The following is an 18,638-nucleotide window of genomic DNA, read 5'->3' as shown; positions in this document are numbered from 1 at the left end:
TAATGCAGCCTAATGATACTATGCAAGTGTTTGATAAAAATATGAGGCGTACAGGCACACTGATTGATGCATATGACATCGAACGCCGAAGACGTATTAATAGCGATTATGAATTAACGTTCATGGTCCCGATGACAAGTGAAGATTATCAAGAAAAGATACAAATCAAAGGCCACGTTCAAGATGAGCGTGGTCAATTTTATGTCATTCAGTCCCGAAGCCGTTCCCGGGAGGGAAGAAAGCTAACAGCGAATATCTATTGCAATCACATCATGTTCAAGCTCAACGATTTTAAGTTTCCTTATTCAAGTTACATTGATGAGGCATACGGCGTTCATATCACTACGTTAACTGACTCAATCTCAGCGGCTACAGGCGGACGTTTCAAGTTCCAAATTCACGATACATTCGCCTTACATGACGTTAAGGATTGGGGGCGCGGAGACTGCCTACAGGCTCTTAATGATGTAATTAAGATGTATGAATGCGAAGTGGAACCTGATAACTTTGTTATCCATCTTAAAAAGAAGATAGGAGCCGACAGCGGCTTACAATACCGACTTAAGAAAAATATTGTCAGCAGTTCGTTTAAAGACATGGGTGAAAAGCTGGTTACGAAGCTATACGGACAAATGAAGGATGGACGTACATTTATCGGAATGGACGCATCCAAATTAACGGATGAAGAAAGAGGCTTGCTTTCACAAATACCTGGAGCCATTGTAAATGGAAAATTAGAGGTTAACTATCTAATCTCTCCATATGCCACATATTGGGCCAGTGAGAGCGTTCCCTTCTATGATGGCGAACTGATAAATCAGGATATTGAAAAGGCAGAAGACCTCCTTGAAGCCATGCGTGATAAGCTGCGGGAGCAGGAGCAGCCAGAACTTGAAGCTACCATATCTTCAGCTGATCTTTTCAAGATTGATAAAACTGAACTCAAGCCGAATTTAGGAGATGTAGTAACCTGTATCGATCCTAAAATGGATATGAACAAGCTTAAGGCTCGAATAACCGAACTGATTGAATATCCGTATAGTAAAGACAAACACAGCCAGCCAACCATCTCTAATGTCAAACTACGAGATTATGGAGACATTATAGCCGACCTACAAAAGAGCAAGGATCTGGTTGACAATATGTTCTCTAACGGTAAGATTCGGACGGAAGTCTTCGAAGCCACCGCTAAGCAAGTCATTGCAGATATCAACAACAGTAAAACGGAACTTATATATCCTCCAGAGGGCGGAATTTTGGCTCAGGAGAAAACAAATCCATTGGAGCAAGTACGGCTTACATCAAAAGGAGTCGGCATCTCAACCGATGGTTGGAAGACGGTTAGGGCTGCAATCACGGCCAAAGGCGTATTAGCAGAAACGGTAACAGGTCAGTTTGGTAATTTCGTTTCTATGCTGATTGGCAAAGAAAACGATGTTACCCAAATCAATACGCATGGAATAGCTGCCGGTCACGCTGACTTCAATTTAGCTCCATTTAGAGTTGATATGAAGGGGAATTTAGTAGCTAATAAGCTTACAGCAAATTCAGCGCAAATCAATAGTTCCAATTTCAATAATGGGGCCATTGTAGGTTCTTCAATCAATGTAGGCAACGGGGTATTTACAGTAAGTACATCAGGTCATATGATAGCTAATAGCGCAGAAATTAGAGGAAGAACAATCGCTTCATCTTTTGAAGGTGGAGAGGTTATTGGTGGGGTCGTTATCGGAGCTACAATCCGAACAAGTCAACCAGGTAGAAAAAGATTGGAGTTAAAATCTGATTATGCAGACCTTGAGATGTATTCCGGCATATCAGGAAATACCCTTGTTTTCGCTATTCAAGATATGGTTGAAGATGCACAAGTTTTCTTCAATCGGGATGGTTATGTTTATGCTAATAGAAATCTACGATTGGGGGCTGGTGGCAGTGCTATTTATTTACAAGGCAATGTCGCTTTTTCTCCAGGGACATCCGTAACAGGGCTGAATCTATCTATCTCGGATATATCGGGGCTTCAATCAGAATTGAATTCTCTACGCTCCTTAATTAACAGTCACAGACACACCGTCACAACGGCCCATCACAACCACGGGAACTCGGCTAACCTTCAGAATACTGGTGGCGGAACCTTTACCACATCAACTCCGTAAGGTAATATAAAGGGTAAATATACCAACGGGGGATGATAGACTTGAAGAAATGGGGATATTTGTTGAGTGGTGTTGTTATTGGGGCAATGTTAATGACATCAGGCAGCGCTTTAGCTGCTCAAGTAAAAAGCCTGGTAGGTCAAAAGGTAACCGGTGAATATACAGTAATTATTAATGGAAAAGAACTATCTGACAAAGGCTCAGTTATTGATGGTAAAACAAATGCTCCTGTAAGAGCTATTAGTGACGCTATAGGTGGCAAATTGGATGTGGACAACAAAAAGAAGGTGATTAATATTACCACTGAAACAAATGAAGATCAGGATTTAAATGTCGGAAACGAAACTGCATCTAACAAGTATATTGGAGACTCCAAGGCATCACTTGAGAAGCAAAGAGATAGTCTTAAAAATGATATTCTTGCTCCAACAATAGCTGGGCGGGATAAAATATTATCCGAGATCGAAACCCTAAAAAAACTGTGGGACAATCCTGATCTTACAGAAAAAAATAAGCAACTCAAGCAATATGATGATGACATTGCCAAATACACCGAAGAACTACGTTTAGTAGAAGAAGCACTACAAGCACTTGAAAAGTAAAATACGTAGTAATCAAGTATTTAAACAGCGTTACACTTTAAGTAAGGAAAGCCCTCATTTGGAGGGCTTTTTCTATTTCGTGGAAGGATATAAAACATGACCTGTTTGGAGGTTGATCGTGTATGACTCTTAAAATTTTTTGGCACAGGTTTTGGTTATATTATCATAATGAATTTAGACACTATCATTTTCGCAAACGAGATACACACCTAGCTGCTTTAAGAAATAATCAGAAATAAAAGGGGTTTATTTCCTCCAACTCGAAACATAGAGTAGGGAGGGATGTAAGTGTCAGAACTTGATGCTAAACAAAAAGTGTTAATATCTTTATATCTCGAATATCAAAAGGATATACCTAACATGTCTTCAATTAGACATACTGATATTGGGTTAGAGTATGATGTTTTCAAAGTCGCTGTAGACAAATTGTTCAACGAAGGTTTTATAACAGATTTAATCGTTACACATGGTGGACAAGGACTAGTTCCTATTCATATTAACCTGGTTAATTGCCGAATGACAAGATTAGGAATAGATTATGTTGAAAGCAAGCTAGAGATTGAAAAGGAATTGTCTGGAGAAATGAAAGTTAAAAGAGTTATAGAAAAAGTAGGAAGGTGGGGATGGGATCAGTTTAAAGATTTTGGAGCAAGGGTGCTTACGGAAATGATTAAAAAATATCCGTAGTAACTTAGCAGTATTAACAACCTACAATATAACTAGAGAACATTCTCGTTTTGGGAGTGTTCTCTTTTTGTGTTATCCAAAAAATGGAGGCGAACAAATTGGCTCAAATAACATCTTTATTAGATATTAAGATTGACCCAACAAGGCCATTAGAAGAAATTTTTCAAGTGATTAATGCCGTGCTGATGCCGTATCCGGTTGAAAAACAGAAGCAAATACTTGAAGGCTTGGACTTAGAAATTGGTGATGCATTATCAAGATTGGAACCGGAAGAGGATAAACAGCTAGCTGAGATTGCAAAAAGTGAAGAGAGTGAAGAGTAGCTCAGGAAAATTTTCCTTAGCTTAAGCCCTCGGAATACCGGTGGGCAAATTTATTATCTAGGGGGTGATGGGGTGTGGGATCGGAACAAGCCGCTCTTAATGATATTAGCGTAAAGGTAGGAAGGCTTGAAGCTATGCAAGAAAACAGTACCAAGGCGATTACAGATATGGCGGCGAGCGTGAATCGTCTTGTTGAAAAGTTGGATAGATCGGATGACGTGGCAAAGGAAGCATTAGATAAATCAAAGTCAGCGCACAAACGACTTGATGGTATCGACAAAATCATTTTTTGGGTGTCTACAACTATTATCGGTTTAGTATTGGTTGCATTGGTTGGACTGGTTATCACGAAATCTTAAGGAGATGAGCGAATATGGAATGGAACGCAGTACTTGAGTTTATTAACCCGGAATTATTGATTGTGGTGGTAGCTTGCTGGATTATCGGCCTTGTGCTGAAGAAGACGCCTAAAGTGCCTGACTGGTCAATCATCTACGGCGTGACTGTGGTCGCTGTGGCGTTTGCAGTGGTATTGCTAGGGTTTACTGCTCAAAGCGTCTTACAGGGCATCCTATGCGGCGCTATAGCGGTGTGCGGTAATCAGTTGGTTAAACAGTCCAAGAAAGCGGGGGAGGATTCATGAACCGTAAAATCTCGAATACAGGCATTAAACTAATCCAAAACTTTGAAGGCTGCCGCTTAACGGCGTACAAGCCGGTACCTACCGAAACATATTGGACGATTGGTTGGGGGCATTATGGACCTGATGTTAAGCAAGGAATGAGCATTACGCAGGCTCAGGCAGATAACATGCTGCTTGCTGACCTACCTAAGTACGAGGCATACGTTAACAATCCGGCATATGTACCTGTGATCACGCAGCTTAATCAACATCAGTTCGATGCATTGGTCAGCTTCTGTTATAACTGCGGAGCTGGGAACTTGCAGACACTTTGCAGGGGCCGCAGCATTGCACAGATTGCGGACAATCTGACCAAGTATAACAAGGCTGGTGGTAACGTGCTGGCGGGACTGGTCAGGCGGCGTAAAGCTGAACAGGAGTTATTTCATACAGCAGTTAAGGAGGAACCAAAAATGGCAGAGCGGGACATTAACAAAGTAAGCCCATGGGCCGCAGCAGCTTGGGACGAAGCTACGGAAAACGGATATTTTGATGGGACAAGACCAGGAGCACCGATCACACGGGAAGAGGCAGCAATCGTGATCAATCGGGTAGTTAAAAATATCAAGGAGGCAATCGGCAATGAATAAGAAGAGATGGAGAAACTATGCTTTATGGGTTAGTATCGTATCCCAGGTGCTGCTCTTGCTTCAACTTCTTGGGCATTTGACAGGGCTGTTTGACTTAACCGAAGTAATGAAGAATGATATCTTGGCTGTAACGGATGTGCTGCTTGGATTGCTTGCTACTTAGGCATTATCAGTAATCCAACAAGGCCCGGCGGTCAGGGGTATAACTTGTAATATTCTGGAACCGTGATATATTGTAAGTGCGTATGCGGACGCGCCGCTGCGCAAAGAAGCCTACCAACCAATTAAAGTTAGTAGGCTTCTTTATTTTTATTGCAGGTAAGTAGCTGCGGTAACTGTACTATACTCATCTACTTCAAATGATAGTATGTTTTTGAACACTACATAGTCAACTCTTTTGCTAAACGGACCTTTATTGTTATTATGCTTGTCTATACCGTATCTTGCAGGTCCTACGCCGTTTTCTTTGGCATCGTACCAGTCAATAAAGTCGTTCACTTCTTGCATCGAAAGGTCGAATTCTTTTTGTAGACCAGTTGTCATGATGATCGTAAGAATTGCGCGGTCACCGTTTGGCTCAGGTTCTGGATCTGGCTCAGTAATCATTTGTTTTAAATACATATCCCATTCAATAACATCTAAGTTAACTGTGCTTCTATTAAATAAAACAACTTTTTTTACATTATCATAGGTTGAAGGTAGAGAATAGATACCATCATCTCCTGGAATGATTTCACCTTCTACTGAATAGATAACGTTCTCTTTATTATCAAGTAATCTATATGTGAAAACTTGATTGTCGTAATCCTTAATGAAAATCTTAAAAGCGTTTATACTGACGGGAGCCTCAAATTCATATATCAGGTAGTCTGGAATAGCGGTATTACTAACTCCAGCTTTAATATTATGCCATGTTTGATGATTACCATCTGTTACTGCTGTAGTTGATCCCAAGTAGTTTGTTGAGCTTGACCCAGTTTTTATAGTTTTACCACTTAAATAAGAAATGATGTCCTCAGTTTCATTTGCCGCATAGGAAGTTGGAATAAGAGATAATGTTAATAGGATAGTAAGGAACACCGGTAATAATAATTTCTTCATATGTATTCTCCTTCATTTGTTATTTGCATAAACAAGAATACAAATAAATCCATGGATTGTCTAAACAATAATGCCTATATATGTGATTTAATGTTGTGGAATATGAATTTGTAAAGATTCACTCAATAAGAGTGGTCTTTTTTTCATATTGATAAAAGTCTTATAACAGGCATATAATACAAACATATGTTCCTATATGGAGATAATATCATGTTAAGTGATCTCGAACGAAAAGTGCTTCGTATTCTACTCAACTTCTCATCACAGAGGCACCGTATGCCGACAAAGCCTGAATTAGAGTGCACGACAGGCCGACGATACGAGGATATTAAATCCGCTCTGGATGTGTTGGTGCAGCAACATTATATTTTCTGGCCGGATAACCCACGACTTGATACCATTGTGATTCTGGAGGGGTGGGAGCGGGATACATCATTGCCTACACCAAAGCCGACGATATCAAGCAACATTGACTATTGGACTAAGTATTAAGGGGGCGGTGTGTATGGCAGGGTTACTTGATGACGGTGGGATATGGGAGCGAAGTTTTATACTACCTGAACACAAGGAAGCGATGGCGCGCCAAGGCCGGGAGGCAACAAAGAAGACAAGGCCGATCCTGGATGCTCAGGAGCTGGAGCAAATTCAGCTGATGCTGTCAGAATCTTTTCATCAGCACAAACGAATTACACTTCGCTTATTTGGTGAATTTGACGATGTTGAATTCGAAGGCATAGTAACAGCTATTCATACTTATCGTAGAGAGATAAAGTTGGCTATAAATCGGGATGAATGGCAATGGATCCGGATTGGAGATATTTTGAACGTATATTAAGGATTGAAAATAGAAAATTTATTGATTATGCTTATAGGAAATGTAATGTTTTGATACTGGTTTGTAGGATCTCTTACCATAATATTTGCTAACACATTTGCTAACCAACTTATAATAACAGGTAAAAACAAATCGTTCATAAAAGCTGTTGACAATGGATTTATTAAACGGACAATAACACATAAAAACGTTTGCCTCAGCTCAGTTGGTTAGAGCGGTCGGCTCATAACCGATTGGTCGGGGGTTCGAGTCCCTCAGGGCCCATTTATGCGAGAACCCTTGCTATGCAAGGGTTTTTTGCTGTTTATAGGAGATAGAATCCTAGATTTTAGGATTTGATAGCTTGTTGCTAACGCCTGTGCTAGCGGCGATAGTGCTTGGCGCAGTGGATGAATATCTTGCAGTACAAGCATCACCTAAAATAGACTATTAATGAGGGAAAGGTGTCCAATCTTTTTCGATAAAATAGAATAGGATAGTGTGTACTCTATATAAAAGGAGGAATCACACATGAGTGAAGTGGTTGGCGGCGGATTATGGGGTTCAACGGGGGCTATTTTGGTTCTCTTCATTTTGCTTGTTATTATTTCCAGAGCATTCATTTATTAATGGAATGCTTTAAGGACTAATGTATAAGATTCAACTCCCTCAGTTCAACGAAATGAACTGAGGGCTTTATTTATTTCAGCCAATAGGTTGTTGTGGTATATTAATAGGCGAACAAAGCCAGGCCTCCGAGCAGAGAGACCTGGCTTACTTACATCATGGAATACAAGGCATTATTTGATGGAACAAAGGGAATTCGTATTTGGTATAGCTATTATTGTAGATGTTGCTGTATGAAGGTGTGATTAACGGCCGCGCTTTTTGCCTCTCACTTCAGGTCCGCCGCAAAACACGTCTTTTACAGAATAGCAGAATTGATGGTTTGGCACGGGTACACAATGATGTCGTCTGATGATTTCAACGGGATGCACTACGTTTACCACTTGTGGATGGAAGTAATCTTGATACACTGCAGCTGGCGGGTCAAATACGGTTTGTTCTGGACATTTGTTATGGCATTCTGACATTTTTCTTCAGCTCCTTTGTTTTAGGTTCACATCATTATACGCGTGTAACTACTGAATGACTGTATGTTTGTCTATCTATATCTACATCAATGAGTCCATAATATCAGCAAATAACAGGGGGTTCTTTATGAAGGTAATCACGATCAGGCAGCCATGGGCGACCCTGGTGGCTCTGGGGGAGAAGCAGTTTGAGACCCGCAGCTGGAAGACGGAATACAGGGGGGAACTGGCCATTCACGCAGGAAAAGCGATAGATAAGACAATCTGTCAACTGGAGCCTTATCGTTCTGTTCTTCAAAGGCATGGGTATAGCACGGAACAATTGCCGCTTGGAGCGGTGATTGCGGTGGGAAGACTGGAACAATGCCATTATGTTGGAACGGATCTGGGAACTGCGGCAATCCTGGGAGATGACAGCTATATCGTGGAGGGAACGGAATATGCCTTCGGGGACTACACTGAAGGGAGATTTGCCTGGAAAATAGGCGGTATGAGATTGTTAGAGAGACCGCTGTCTGCAACAGGGAGACTTGGGCTCTGGAACCTTCCGGATAATCAGCTATTGAAAATGGATGAAGTGCAGCATACCTGGTCGAAATAATTATTCAACCAGGTAATGCTCCAGCAGCTATTTATTCCTCTTTGTTCTTCTCGTAGGCAATCAGGGTGACTTCATGCCCGGCGATTTGGGTTAACTGATTTTCGGCCTCTTTAATAATGGTGACTGCATGAGCTGTATCGTTCAGAGAGGCTATTTTGTAATGATCGTCTGAATTTTTCAACTTGGGACCCTCCAATGTGTAATGTATAGAATTTCAAGCTTAAGCAGTTCTAAGTTTGCCCATGACAAAAGCAGCTTATGAGAAAAACTTGATTATCTCAGAAGTTACATGCTATAATAACAAACGCAGGATTTTTCTTGTACATAGAAAAGCTGCCCGATAAGACGCATCGTATTTGCGTCGACAGTTAGCCGGGATGGCGGAATCGGCAGACGCACAGGACTTAAAATCCTGGGGTGGGTGACCACCGTGCGGGTTCAAGTCCCGCTCTCGGCATTTGTGCTTACAAGGTCCGTGAAGGATCGCATGCCCCTCATTTTGATGAAGGGACTTGCGATCCTTTCTAATCCTTGCTGAGCAGATGAAGCTTCAAAAAGATGTTGCAAAACCTGAGTGGCTATGTTATTATGTAAAAGTTGATTAATGACATTAACAATTTGGATCGTTAGCTCAGTTGGTAGAGCACGTGACTCTTAATCATGTGGTCCAGGGTTCGAGTCCCTGACGATCCATTCTTTAGAAACGGGCAGAGCTCCCGTTTCTTTACTCCTTATAAGACACTGAAAGACATCAGTGGTTGCTGTCAGGCAGCAAATAAGTATTGCAACACTCAAGTCACTATGTTATTATATAAGAGTTGATAGTGACATTCATAATTTGGATCGTTAGCTCAGTTGGTAGAGCACGTGACTCTTAATCATGTGGTCCAGGGTTCGAGCCCCTGACGATCCATCCTTTAGAAACGGCAGAGATGCCGTTTCTTTGTTGTTTGGGGAGATGCGCGGTAATCGGGATCAATTATCGCACATCTCTTTTTGTTTATAGGACAAAGGTATTATTTTCTGGTCTAGGGTAACGAAATTATTCCTGCTTGTCGATATATTACCTATAGGCCTGAATATGGATTCCGGCAGACATGACAACCAAAGGAGAGAAATGAATGACTGGAAACAGGAAACTGACAGGATGGCTCCTTACAGTGGCGCTGCTCCTGGCTGTCGTATTTCCTACTGGCGCCTTTGCCGCCACAGGAGATGTAGTCTCGATTGATATTGAAGGTTCCGGATCACCGATTGAGCTGACGGTAGGAAAGTCTACCAAGCAATTGAAGGTGTGGGGAACTGTAGAAGGCTCGTCAGTCAAACGCGACTTGACCCGAGCAGTGGATTGGTCCTCCGACCACCCGGAGATCATTAGTGTGAACAACGGATTTGTAACTCCGCTGAAGAGCGGCAGTGCAATAATTACAGCTGTTTATAACAACTCTGCTGTGTCCACGATAGAAATCAAGGCAGTAGACACGTACAAAGATCTGACGCTGGAATATTCAGCGAAAGGGAAGTACAAGCTGGGAACCAATGAGAAGAACTTGACGGTTACTGCTTTAGCGGCTGTCGAAGGAAGTCAAGGGGATACCAAGGATGTTACGGCTGATACCGATTGGTCTACCTCGAACTCCATGGTGCTTACGATTGAGAAGGGGAAAATCACCCTGGTTGGAGAAGGGGAAGCTACGATTACAGCCAAATATAAAGGACTGACGGCTTCTTTTAAAGCGACGGTAAGCTCCCCGTATTCTGAACTAAATATTCTTCGTGCAGGAACAAGCGTAACGGATGAAGATGTAGAGCTCTTGATCGGTGACGACGAAGTAGCACTAACAGCTCAATCGACATTGACCAGTGATAAATCCACCTTGGATGTCACTGCGAAGGCGAAATGGACTTCTTCGGATAGTAATATAGCAACGATTGAAGAAGGTAAACTGAAGGCTAAGGCTGCTGGTAAAACGACGATTACGGCTGAATATCTCGGCGTTAAAGCCAAGATCGATGTATATGTGCGTGCTCCATATGAAGTGATTTTGCTTAAGCCTGCAGAGGATCAGTTGATATTTATCGGTGAAAGGCTGCAGCTTGAAGCAGAGATGAGAAGTCGCGCAAACTCAACAGATTCCGTAACAGGAGCTGCTGAGTGGAATTCATCGAGCCCGTTGTCGGCTACCATATCTCAAGGTTTAGTTACAGGCATGACCGCAGGCTCTTCGACGATTAAGGTTAGTCATCTTGGAGTTAGCAAGAGCATTAAAATAACCGTTGCTCCGACAATTACGGATCTAACTGTAGAGAAGACAGAGCTGGAAATGTATAAGAACGATAAGCTGAGTCTTCCTAAAGTTACGGCTACAAAGCTGGACGATGATAAGATGGATTTCAGCAGCAATGTGAAATGGACTTCGGATAATGAAGATATCGCCAAGATTGAAGACGATAAAATTATTGCCAAGGATTCAGGTAAAGTAACGCTTACGGCGAAGCTGCCTGATTCAGAAGTTAGTTCTCCGCTTAGCATTCGCGGGAAGAGCGTAAGCATTGAGCTTACCGTAAAAGAAAAAGTACTCACTTTCATCATGCCGGATGAAAAAATGAGTCTTGTAATCGGTGAAGAGATATTGCTTCCTAAGGTTACGGCTGTATATGAAGATGGCGGAGAAGGTGACGTATCCGAGGATATTGAATGGACAGTTACCGGTGCAAATGCAGTGGTGAAGACGACATCTGCTGGTAAAGTTGTAAAAGGTCTGAATAAAGGCTCAGCTACTTTAAAGGGAACTTATTCTAATAAAATGATCAGCGTTCCAATGACGATTGAACCTAAAATCACGAAGATCGTCGTTGAGCCTACGAGCATCGAATTGAATGTGAAAAAGAGCAAATCGATTAAAGTTACAGGTTACTATGCGGATGGCAAGAAAGTAACTCTGTCCAGCAAGGTAGGCTGGCAATCTTCCAACGACCAGGTGGCAACGATCTCCTCTACCTCGGTGAAGGCTATTGCAGAAGGAACAGCCACTTTGACAGGCTCCTATCAAGGACAAGCCATTAGTGTGAAGGTGAGCGTAGTTCCGAAGCTGACCAAGCTTACGGTGGACGAGAAGAGCCTGAAGCTCGCACCGGGTTATGTAAAGACCGTGAAGCTTACTGCAGAATATGATACAGGTGCATCGGTATCTGTGAATGATAACGCAGTATGGACGACTTCCAAAGCGTCCGTAGCGAAAGTAACAAACGGGAAGATTGAAGCGGTCGGTAAAGGTTCAGCTACAATCAAAGCGAAGTACGGTGATAAGACAGTGTCCGTTCGCGTCACAGTAAAGTAATTAATTTATTTACAGAGCCGCCTTGGAAAATTCCAGGGCGGTTCTTTTACATTCCTGGTTGATTCAGGTTTGACCTTGGCATATAATTAAGGAACAAATGTTCTATTTCATAACATGAACACAATAACGAACTATGTAAAGCAAAGGAATTGTACAACAATGGCAAAACGCACTACAAAAGGCAAGTCCAGAAGCAAGTCAAAAAGCAGCACACCAAGAAATAGCGTCATCGTGGTTCTGCTGGCTGTCTTTATCGGGTTTTATTTGCTGGAGGGCGGCTGGCAGGATTGGCTTGGTCCGACGGACTCATCTTCCGTATCGACGCAGGCGGGGGAGAATGAAGGGCGCCTGCGGGTCATATTCCTAGATGTAGGGCAGGGAGCTTCGCAGCTCCTGATTAGTCCAAGCGGCAAGACGATGCTGATTGATGCGGGGAATAATGACCGTGAACAGCAAATGGTTGATAGCCTGCACACCTATGGGATTGATCATCTGGATATCGTGATCGGAACGCACCCGGATGCGGACCACATTGGCGGCCTTGATCGAGTGATTGACAATTTCGAAGTTGGCGCCGTCTATATGCCAAAGATTCAGTCCAATACAAAAACCTATGAATCGCTTCTTAGATCAATCAAAAATAAGGGGCTGAAGGTGAAGACGGCCAAGGCTGGCGTGAACCTCGACTGGGACGAAGAAGTAAGCAGCGAGATGGTGGCACCCGTAACAATCAGTGATGATACGAACAACATGAGTGCAGTAGTTCGCATTACATACGGCAATAGCTCCTACCTGCTTACCGGCGATGCCGAGCGGGAGAGTGAGCAGGCTATGCTGTCATCCGGAAGAGAACTGCAGGCAGATGTCATGCTGGTCGGTCATCATGGTTCCAAGTCCTCGACGACGCTGGCCTTCTTGAAGCGGGTCAAGCCGAAGTATGCCGTAATCCAGGTAGGAGCAGACAACAGCTATGGTCATCCGAAGCAAGCGATACTGGACCGTCTGGCAAAGCAGAAGGTAGACGTATATCGCAACGATTTACAAGGGAATATCGAGATAGCCTCCGATGGAATGAAGTATTATATTACGACGGAAAGGTGACACGGTCATGATTGGGATCGTTGAAGGCTTTGAGGAAGACGTATGCCGGATTGAAGTAGAGGGGCAAATGAGGAATGTTCCGTGCAGCCAGGTCGGCAAGGAAGTGAAGCCGGGAGACGTTGTAGAATGGAAGGATGGCTTATGGCTGACGAATAGGCAGAAGACCGAGGCAAGAAGCAAGGAGATCCAGAGATTAATGGATGATGTTTGGGAAGATTAAAGAATGAATTAAAGGGAGGATTACCGTATGTTGTCGAGACCCAAATCTGAGGAATTTTTACCCCATTTTCAGGTGTATGTGAATCTGGTACCGGAAGGTAATCTATTGGAATTATTAAAGGAACAGAGCTCGCAAATCGTCGATCAGCTTGCTTCCGTTACTGAGGAGCAGGGAGCATATCGCTATGCTGAAGGCAAATGGAGTCTTAAGGAAGTGATCGGGCATATGGCCGATACCGAACGCATTATGAGCTACCGGCTGCTTCGGATCGCCAGAGGCGACACAACGCCGCTGCCGGGCTTTGAGGAGCAGCTATTTGTAAGTAATGCTGGCTTCGATCGATTCACGCTGGGGGAACTGCTAGAGGACTTTCAGAACGTCAGAAAGGCTACCTTGTCGCTGATACGCGGGCTGGATGAGACAGCCTGGCAGCGTAGGGGTCATTATGGCGGAGGAGAAGGCTCGGCACGTTCGCTAGGCTATATTATTGCCGGCCATGCGATCCATCATCTGAATATCATTAACGAACGATATCTTGCTTAGAGCTTCATTTATTCCCACTTGCAAAAAGAAGAACGGCCAAGCTAATCCGGGGACGGAAGGCTTGGCCGTTTGTGCTGTTTTTAGAACTGCGTGCCCCAATTACTCGTGAGAGATAATCAGCTCAAGCTTGCCATTCAATTGAAAGTCACCTGAAGAGATAGGAAGAATGAAATGATCTCCCTTGGCCAAAGGATAACTTTGTCCGTTGATGGACAACTCGCCATGACCATCAATTACACTGCAGATCGTATATTGCTTGGCTTCCGGGAAGCTGGCTTTGCCGTCAACATTCCATTTCTCTACGGTGAAGAAGGAGTTGGAAACAAAGGTTGTAATGACGCCATTTTCGATTTCCTTCGTGTCATAGGATACGGCTTGGTAGGCTTGTGGGACAGTAGTTACGTCGATAGCCTTCTCCAGATGAAGCTCACGGGTGTTGCCATCCTTATCTTTACGGTCATAGTCATAGACGCGATAGGTTGTATCCGAGCTTTGCTGTGTCTCCAGCACGACAATGCCTTTGCCTAATGCATGGATTGTACCGCTAGGTACATAGAAGAAGTCGCCGGCTTTTACAGGGACCTTAGTCAAGAGAGCATCCCAATTCCCTGCTGCGATCATCGACTCCAGCTCCAGCTTCGTCTTCGCTTCATGACCGTAAATGATGCATGCGCCCGGCTCAGCAGCGACAATATACCAGCATTCTGTCTTGCCAAGTTCTCCATTTTCATGAACGCCTGCATAGGCATCGTTAGGGTGAACCTGAACAGAAAGATCGTCAGAAGCGTCCAACAGCTTTGTGAGCAGCGGGAAGACGGTGGAAGAGGAATTGAACAGCTCCGGATGGGAGGTCCACAACTCACCAAGTGTCATCCCTTGGTAAGGGCCGCTGTTTACGATACTCTGGCCATTGGGATGAGCGGAGACTGCCCAGCATTCACCAGTGCGTTCATAAGGGATGTCATAGCCGAACAATTGCTTCAGCTTCTGGCCTCCCCAAATCCGTTCTTGAAATACCGGTTGAAGAAAAATAGGTTCATTCATCGTGTTATGCTCTCCTTTTTAGCTATGATTGAAATGGTGAAGCAATGATATTTATTTGTAATCAACATGGATCAGGGCTGCGGCTCCGATCAATCCGGCATCCTGCAGCAAAGCGGCAGGGACAATCGGAGTACTGCGTCCTGATGGGTTCAGCGCATATTTGGACACATAATCTCTGACGGCGCTAAAGAGCGGCTCGCCGATTTGCGAGACCCCTCCGCCGATGACCAGCTTCTCCGGATCGAGCGTGTTGATCAGGGTGACACAGCCAATTCCTATATAACGGAATACTCGATTGACTAGCGCCTTCATCTCTGGATGTCCCTCTGCGGCGAGCGCAAACACTTCTTTGGAAGTGATCTCGCGTCCCAGCAACGCTGAAGCCTGTCTGGCAATGGCCGTGCCGGAGGCTACATATTCCCAGCAGCCTTGCTGGCCGCATACACATGTTCCTGCCGAAGGGTCAATGACAAAGTGACCAACATCACCGGCATTCCCGGTAGCTCCGGTAATCAGTCTGCCATGGCTAAAGATACCCGCGCCGATGCCTGTGCTAATCGTGATAAATACGAAATGCTCAGCATCCTTAGCAGCACCGAGCCATTTCTCCGCTAGAGCTGCTGCAGTCGCATCATTCTCAAAGGCCATCTTGCAGCTAAAATGGCGCTGTAACGATGCTACGATCGGGAAGTCCCACCAGCCCTTCAGATTAGGCGGAGCGGTAATTTCACCTTTTTGCGTATTCAAAGGGCCTGGGGCGCCTATGCCAATTCCAAGAATATTCGACTCTTCCACTTGATGCTCCATCAGCAGCTGCTTGATGGCTGCCGCCATTCTGTCCACCATGACATGAGGCGTTACCGAGTGATCGGTAGGAAGGGAAGTCTTTGCAAGAACCTGGCCTGACGGATCGATAATTCCGAGAGCGGTCTTGGTTCCACCAATGTCGATACCAATTGCGTAATCCAAAGCTATTCCTCCATTAGATGAAATGATAACTTGACAAACTTGACAAACTGTAATTTTGTAAAGTATATTTAGGTTTAGTTTAGCATGTTTTGAAAGGAATGAAAACAATTGGCCAGAAAAAAGAAAATATCGATGCAGGATATTGCGGATAAGCTTAATATATCCAAAAATGCAGTATCTCTGGCCTTGATGAATAAAAAGGGAATAAGCGATGCGACGCGTTATAAAGTGCTGCAGGCCGCAAAGGAGCTTGGCTACGGTCAATTTGCCGCCGAAGAGGCGGGCAATAATATAATAGTGTTTGTTCCCGAACGGATTATGAGCTATCAGGACAACGATCATTTTCAATTTTTTCACGATATGATCTGGGGCCTGGAGAAGAGCATCCGCAGCAGGGGATATAATGCGATCGTAGCTCCGATCGATGAAGAGATGGAGGCCGGTCTGAAGTTGCCGAGGCTGGTATCGGAAATTTCTTATCGCGGCATTATTTTGTTCGGAATCGTGGAGAAGAACTATGCACGTCTCGTATGGGATATGGAGGTCCCATTAGTGATGCTGGACTCCTATTACCGGGATCTGCCCTGCCCAACAGTCACATCGGCTAATATCGAGGGGGCCTACGAAGCGACCTCCGTATTGATTGCCGCCGGGCATCGCGAGATTGGCTTCATCGGTCCGACTAATCTGACGACGAGTCACGAAGAACGCTGGTTTGGTTATTGGAAGGCGATGCGAGATCACAGGCTATCTGTGAGTAGCGAATATTGTCTGACAGAGTCTCAAGGATATGACGAGACAAGGCGCGAAATCGCGGACTGGCTAGATGGGCTGGACCGGGTGCCCAGTGGATTCTTCTGCGGCAATGATCGGATCGCTTATATATTGGCGGGACTTCTACAGGAGCGTGGAATCTCTGTCCCTGAGCAGATCTCCATTGTCGGATACGACGATCTGCAATACCCGGCGATGCCGGAGCTGCAGGTGACAACCGTGCATGTGGAGAAGGAGAAGATGTGCCAAGCAGCTGCTGAACTTCTGTTATCTGTTTCTGGACGAAATCGGGAGATGATGCGAGTCTTCGTCCCGTCTACCCTTGTAATTCGTAAATCTGTCAGAGAACTGAATTGAATAAAAAATAACCGTTCAGGGAAAATCCATCTGACGGTTATTTTTTATTCTAATCAGAAATTAAGAATGTAAAATTTTTCACAAATATAGAGATGGGTTCGCTATTTTATCCCTTTCATATAGCTTTGAATCTTGGGAGTCAGCATGAACAATAAGAGGCTTAATACTAACGCAGCTCCACCAATGACACCAAAGTACATCATTTCAGTCTCGGGTGTATAGAATTTGACGATCTGAGCGTTGATCGCTTGCGCAGCTGCATTTGACAGGAACCATAAGCTCATCGTTTGCGCTGAGAACGCAGCAGGTGCCAGCTTTGTAGTTGCGGACAGGCCAACCGGTGACAAGCATAATTCGCCGATAACGACGACGAAGTAGCTAAGTACTAGCCACAGCGGGTTTACCAAGGAATTGGCTCCGCCGAAGTAAGCTGGCAGTAAGATGATTAAGAACGATAAACCAGCAAATAGCAATCCCAGAGAAAATTTTTGCGGAATCGTGGGTTGACGTTGACCAAGCTTCATCCAGATCCATGCAAATACCGGGGCTAACGTAATAATAAAAAGTGGATTCAGTGATTGGAACCAAGCAGGTGAGATATGGATGCCTGCAAAATCCAGCTGTGTACGCTTGTCCGCATAATTTGCCAGGATGGTTGCCCCTTGCTCTTGAATTGCCCAGAACATAATCGATGCAATAAACAACGGAATATAAGCGATGAGCCGCAAACGCTCCACATTTGTTGTCTTCGGACTACGATACATAAATACAAAGTAAAGGGTAGGTATAAGGATACCCAAGATACCAACCAGTTTGATAAACGTAGCAAATGTGAGAATGCCTAGCGGGATTGTAACAGCAATCAAGATGCCAACAACGACGATGCCAATGCCGATCCTGGTGAACACTTTCTTTCTTCCTTTGGAGGATAAGGGGTTAACAACGCTTGTACCAGCCAGCCCCAGGTTTTTCTTGCGAGTTGTCACATACAGGATCAGACCGATGAACATCCCTACCCCTGCAAGGCCGAAGCCAAGATGGAAGTTCTTCATTCCAACGGTACCTATAATGAGCGGGGACAAGAAGCTTCCCAGATTAATTCCCATATAGAAAATACTAAAACCTGCATCACGACGGTTATCCTGCTCACTATAAATTTCTCCGACCTGACTGGATACGTTAGGTTTTAACATACCTGTACCTAATACGATCAGAACCATGGCAATAAAGAACAGTGCTATATTTCCCGGTATAGCCAGCAGGATATGGCCCATCATGATGAATACTCCGCCATAGAACACGGCCTTGGAGGTACCGATCACCTGGTCGGCGAGCCAGCCTCCGATAATTCCGGACATGTAAACAAGCGATCCGTAGATGGACATAATCGCCAGGGCAATATCTTGTGGAAGCCCTAATCCACCTGCAGTAACTTCATAGTACATAAAATACACCAGGATTGCTCTCATCCCATAATACGAGAAACGCTCCCAAAATTCGGTGAAGAAAAGGGTGAAGAGGCCTTTAGGATGTCCGAAAAATCCTGTTTGAGGGACACTCTGCACTACCTTCTCTTTATCCATGTTCGACATAACAACTCTCCTCTATGATGTTTGTAAAGCGGATAAAAATGAAGTCG

General features: G+C 44.2%; 22 protein-coding genes and 4 tRNA genes. 21 read left to right on the top strand and 5 right to left on the bottom strand.

Translation table 11 applies throughout. The features are described 5' to 3' along the window. Positions 1–2: 2 nt before the first annotated feature. From BN1360_RS22020 to BN1360_RS21985, 8 genes are all read left to right on the top strand, one after another. Complete coding sequence (locus tag BN1360_RS22020; protein ID WP_068782006.1) at positions 3–2,156, top strand: phage tail protein; 2,154 nt, start codon at positions 3–5, stop codon at positions 2,154–2,156. A 41-nt stretch (positions 2,157–2,197) separates the two neighbouring features. Then, positions 2,198–2,758, top strand: coding sequence for a stalk domain-containing protein (locus BN1360_RS22015; protein ID WP_068782005.1), 561 nt, complete (start codon positions 2,198–2,200; stop codon positions 2,756–2,758). A gap of 288 nt (positions 2,759–3,046) precedes the next feature. Then, the gene (locus BN1360_RS22010; RefSeq protein WP_068782004.1) at positions 3,047–3,445 is read left to right on the top strand and encodes a YjcQ family protein; all 399 of its coding nucleotides are present in this window, start codon (positions 3,047–3,049) and stop codon (positions 3,443–3,445) included. 98 nt (positions 3,446–3,543) lie between these two features. Then, positions 3,544–3,768, top strand: coding sequence for a hypothetical protein (locus tag BN1360_RS22005; RefSeq protein ID WP_068782003.1), 225 nt, complete (start codon positions 3,544–3,546; stop codon positions 3,766–3,768). A 74-nt stretch (positions 3,769–3,842) separates the two neighbouring features. Next, positions 3,843–4,127, top strand: a complete 285-nt coding sequence (locus BN1360_RS22000) for a hemolysin XhlA family protein (RefSeq protein WP_068782002.1) — start codon at positions 3,843–3,845, stop codon at positions 4,125–4,127. Positions 4,128–4,141: 14 nt separating this feature from the next. Then, positions 4,142–4,411, top strand: a complete 270-nt coding sequence (locus BN1360_RS21995) for a phage holin family protein (RefSeq protein WP_068782001.1) — start codon at positions 4,142–4,144, stop codon at positions 4,409–4,411. Next, positions 4,408–5,040 carry a lysozyme gene (locus BN1360_RS21990; protein ID WP_068782000.1) on the top strand — a complete coding sequence of 211 codons (633 nt, stop codon included), beginning with the start codon at positions 4,408–4,410 and terminating at the stop codon, positions 5,038–5,040. The genes BN1360_RS21995 and BN1360_RS21990 overlap by 4 nt, the downstream gene beginning before the upstream one ends. After that, positions 5,033–5,203 (top strand): phage holin, encoded by a 171-nt coding sequence (locus tag BN1360_RS21985; RefSeq protein ID WP_157259359.1) that lies wholly within the window; start codon positions 5,033–5,035, stop codon positions 5,201–5,203. The genes BN1360_RS21990 and BN1360_RS21985 overlap by 8 nt, the downstream gene beginning before the upstream one ends. Before the next feature lie 146 nt (positions 5,204–5,349). Here the strand turns inward: BN1360_RS21985 and BN1360_RS26085 are convergent, their stop codons facing one another. Beyond that, positions 5,350–6,141 (bottom strand): hypothetical protein, encoded by a 792-nt coding sequence (locus BN1360_RS26085; protein WP_068781999.1) that lies wholly within the window; start codon positions 6,139–6,141, stop codon positions 5,350–5,352. Between the two features lie 210 nt (positions 6,142–6,351). Here BN1360_RS26085 and BN1360_RS21975 point away from each other — a divergent pair, with 210 nt between their 5' ends. The 5 genes from BN1360_RS21975 (at position 6,352) to BN1360_RS21960 (ending at position 8,650) form a co-directional block, all read left to right on the top strand. Beyond that, positions 6,352–6,633 (top strand): hypothetical protein, encoded by a 282-nt coding sequence (locus BN1360_RS21975; protein WP_068781998.1) that lies wholly within the window; start codon positions 6,352–6,354, stop codon positions 6,631–6,633. A 13-nt stretch (positions 6,634–6,646) separates the two neighbouring features. Beyond that, positions 6,647–6,976: a YolD-like family protein gene (locus tag BN1360_RS21970; RefSeq protein ID WP_068781997.1), complete on the top strand. Its 330-nt coding sequence runs from the start codon at positions 6,647–6,649 to the stop codon at positions 6,974–6,976. A 198-nt stretch (positions 6,977–7,174) separates the two neighbouring features. Continuing rightward, positions 7,175–7,240: transfer RNA gene (locus BN1360_RS21965), tRNA-Met, on the top strand. 246 nt (positions 7,241–7,486) lie between these two features. Next, positions 7,487–7,585, top strand: a complete 99-nt coding sequence (locus BN1360_RS26080; RefSeq protein WP_218653033.1) for a YjcZ family sporulation protein — start codon at positions 7,487–7,489, stop codon at positions 7,583–7,585. A gap of 591 nt (positions 7,586–8,176) precedes the next feature. Beyond that, positions 8,177–8,650 (top strand): ASCH domain-containing protein, encoded by a 474-nt coding sequence (locus BN1360_RS21960; protein ID WP_068781996.1) that lies wholly within the window; start codon positions 8,177–8,179, stop codon positions 8,648–8,650. Between the two features lie 31 nt (positions 8,651–8,681). On the opposite strand, the gene BN1360_RS21955 is transcribed toward BN1360_RS21960, so the two are convergent. Further along, a complete protein-coding gene (locus BN1360_RS21955) occupies positions 8,682–8,831 on the bottom strand; it encodes a hypothetical protein (RefSeq protein ID WP_157259358.1) in 150 nt (49 codons plus the stop codon). Between the two features lie 190 nt (positions 8,832–9,021). Between BN1360_RS21955 and BN1360_RS21950 the strand changes: the two genes are divergently transcribed. The 7 genes from BN1360_RS21950 to BN1360_RS21920 all read left to right on the top strand — a co-directional run bounded on the left by BN1360_RS21950 (position 9,022) and on the right by BN1360_RS21920 (position 13,855). Beyond that, positions 9,022–9,107 (top strand) — tRNA-Leu (locus BN1360_RS21950). 163 nt (positions 9,108–9,270) lie between these two features. Beyond that, positions 9,271–9,343: transfer RNA gene (locus BN1360_RS21945), tRNA-Lys, on the top strand. Between the two features lie 147 nt (positions 9,344–9,490). Further along, a tRNA-Lys gene (locus BN1360_RS21940) sits at positions 9,491–9,563 on the top strand. A gap of 208 nt (positions 9,564–9,771) precedes the next feature. Continuing rightward, positions 9,772–11,991, top strand: a complete 2,220-nt coding sequence (locus tag BN1360_RS21935; protein ID WP_068781995.1) for an Ig-like domain-containing protein — start codon at positions 9,772–9,774, stop codon at positions 11,989–11,991. 159 nt (positions 11,992–12,150) lie between these two features. Next, entirely contained in the window at positions 12,151–13,092 is a 942-nt protein-coding gene (locus BN1360_RS21930) for a ComEC/Rec2 family competence protein (RefSeq protein WP_082790166.1), read from the top strand. A 7-nt stretch (positions 13,093–13,099) separates the two neighbouring features. After that, entirely contained in the window at positions 13,100–13,312 is a 213-nt protein-coding gene (locus tag BN1360_RS21925) for a DUF3006 domain-containing protein (protein WP_068781994.1), read from the top strand. A 27-nt stretch (positions 13,313–13,339) separates the two neighbouring features. Beyond that, complete coding sequence (locus BN1360_RS21920) at positions 13,340–13,855, top strand: DinB family protein (protein WP_068781993.1); 516 nt, start codon at positions 13,340–13,342, stop codon at positions 13,853–13,855. 99 nt (positions 13,856–13,954) lie between these two features. Here the strand turns inward: BN1360_RS21920 and manA are convergent, their stop codons facing one another. Beyond that, a complete protein-coding gene (manA, locus tag BN1360_RS21915; RefSeq protein WP_068781992.1) occupies positions 13,955–14,899 on the bottom strand; it encodes a mannose-6-phosphate isomerase, class I in 945 nt (314 codons plus the stop codon). Positions 14,900–14,950: 51 nt separating this feature from the next. After that, a complete protein-coding gene (locus tag BN1360_RS21910; RefSeq protein ID WP_068781991.1) occupies positions 14,951–15,868 on the bottom strand; it encodes an ROK family protein in 918 nt (305 codons plus the stop codon). A 108-nt stretch (positions 15,869–15,976) separates the two neighbouring features. On the opposite strand from BN1360_RS21910, the gene BN1360_RS21905 reads away from it, so the two are divergent. Continuing rightward, entirely contained in the window at positions 15,977–16,999 is a 1,023-nt protein-coding gene (locus BN1360_RS21905) for a LacI family DNA-binding transcriptional regulator (protein WP_068781990.1), read from the top strand. A 101-nt stretch (positions 17,000–17,100) separates the two neighbouring features. On the opposite strand, the gene BN1360_RS21900 is transcribed toward BN1360_RS21905, so the two are convergent. Then, positions 17,101–18,591 (bottom strand): peptide MFS transporter, encoded by a 1,491-nt coding sequence (locus BN1360_RS21900; RefSeq protein ID WP_068781989.1) that lies wholly within the window; start codon positions 18,589–18,591, stop codon positions 17,101–17,103. Between the last annotated feature and the right edge of the window lie 47 nt (positions 18,592–18,638).

Origin of the sequence: Paenibacillus sp. GM2, assembly GCF_900069005.2 — a bacterium.
Taxonomy (GTDB): Bacteria; Bacillota; Bacilli; order Paenibacillales; family Paenibacillaceae; genus Fontibacillus.
This window is presented reverse-complemented; position numbering and strand designations above follow the sequence as displayed.

What these genes read in the sequence shown, in the direction of transcription:
- BN1360_RS21920 (WP_068781993.1), top strand. Translation starts at nt 13,340, where the DNA reads ATGTTGTCGAGACCCAAATCTGAGGAATTTTTACCCCATTTTCAGGTG.
- BN1360_RS21935 (WP_068781995.1), top strand. Translation starts at nt 9,772, where the DNA reads ATGACTGGAAACAGGAAACTGACAGGATGGCTCCTTACAGTGGCGCTG.
- BN1360_RS21900 (WP_068781989.1), bottom strand. Translation starts at nt 18,591, where the DNA reads ATGTCGAACATGGATAAAGAGAAGGTAGTGCAGAGTGTCCCTCAAACA.
- BN1360_RS21995 (WP_068782001.1), top strand. Translation starts at nt 4,142, where the DNA reads ATGGAATGGAACGCAGTACTTGAGTTTATTAACCCGGAATTATTGATT.
- BN1360_RS21925 (WP_068781994.1), top strand. Translation starts at nt 13,100, where the DNA reads ATGATTGGGATCGTTGAAGGCTTTGAGGAAGACGTATGCCGGATTGAA.
- BN1360_RS21985 (WP_157259359.1), top strand. Translation starts at nt 5,033, where the DNA reads ATGAATAAGAAGAGATGGAGAAACTATGCTTTATGGGTTAGTATCGTA.
- manA (WP_068781992.1), bottom strand. Translation starts at nt 14,899, where the DNA reads ATGAATGAACCTATTTTTCTTCAACCGGTATTTCAAGAACGGATTTGG.
- BN1360_RS22020 (WP_068782006.1), top strand. Translation starts at nt 3, where the DNA reads ATGCAGCCTAATGATACTATGCAAGTGTTTGATAAAAATATGAGGCGT.
- BN1360_RS26080 (WP_218653033.1), top strand. Translation starts at nt 7,487, where the DNA reads ATGAGTGAAGTGGTTGGCGGCGGATTATGGGGTTCAACGGGGGCTATT.
- BN1360_RS21990 (WP_068782000.1), top strand. Translation starts at nt 4,408, where the DNA reads ATGAACCGTAAAATCTCGAATACAGGCATTAAACTAATCCAAAACTTT.
- BN1360_RS21960 (WP_068781996.1), top strand. Translation starts at nt 8,177, where the DNA reads ATGAAGGTAATCACGATCAGGCAGCCATGGGCGACCCTGGTGGCTCTG.
- BN1360_RS26085 (WP_068781999.1), bottom strand. Translation starts at nt 6,141, where the DNA reads ATGAAGAAATTATTATTACCGGTGTTCCTTACTATCCTATTAACATTA.
- BN1360_RS21930 (WP_082790166.1), top strand. Translation starts at nt 12,151, where the DNA reads ATGGCAAAACGCACTACAAAAGGCAAGTCCAGAAGCAAGTCAAAAAGC.
- BN1360_RS21975 (WP_068781998.1), top strand. Translation starts at nt 6,352, where the DNA reads ATGTTAAGTGATCTCGAACGAAAAGTGCTTCGTATTCTACTCAACTTC.
- BN1360_RS21970 (WP_068781997.1), top strand. Translation starts at nt 6,647, where the DNA reads ATGGCAGGGTTACTTGATGACGGTGGGATATGGGAGCGAAGTTTTATA.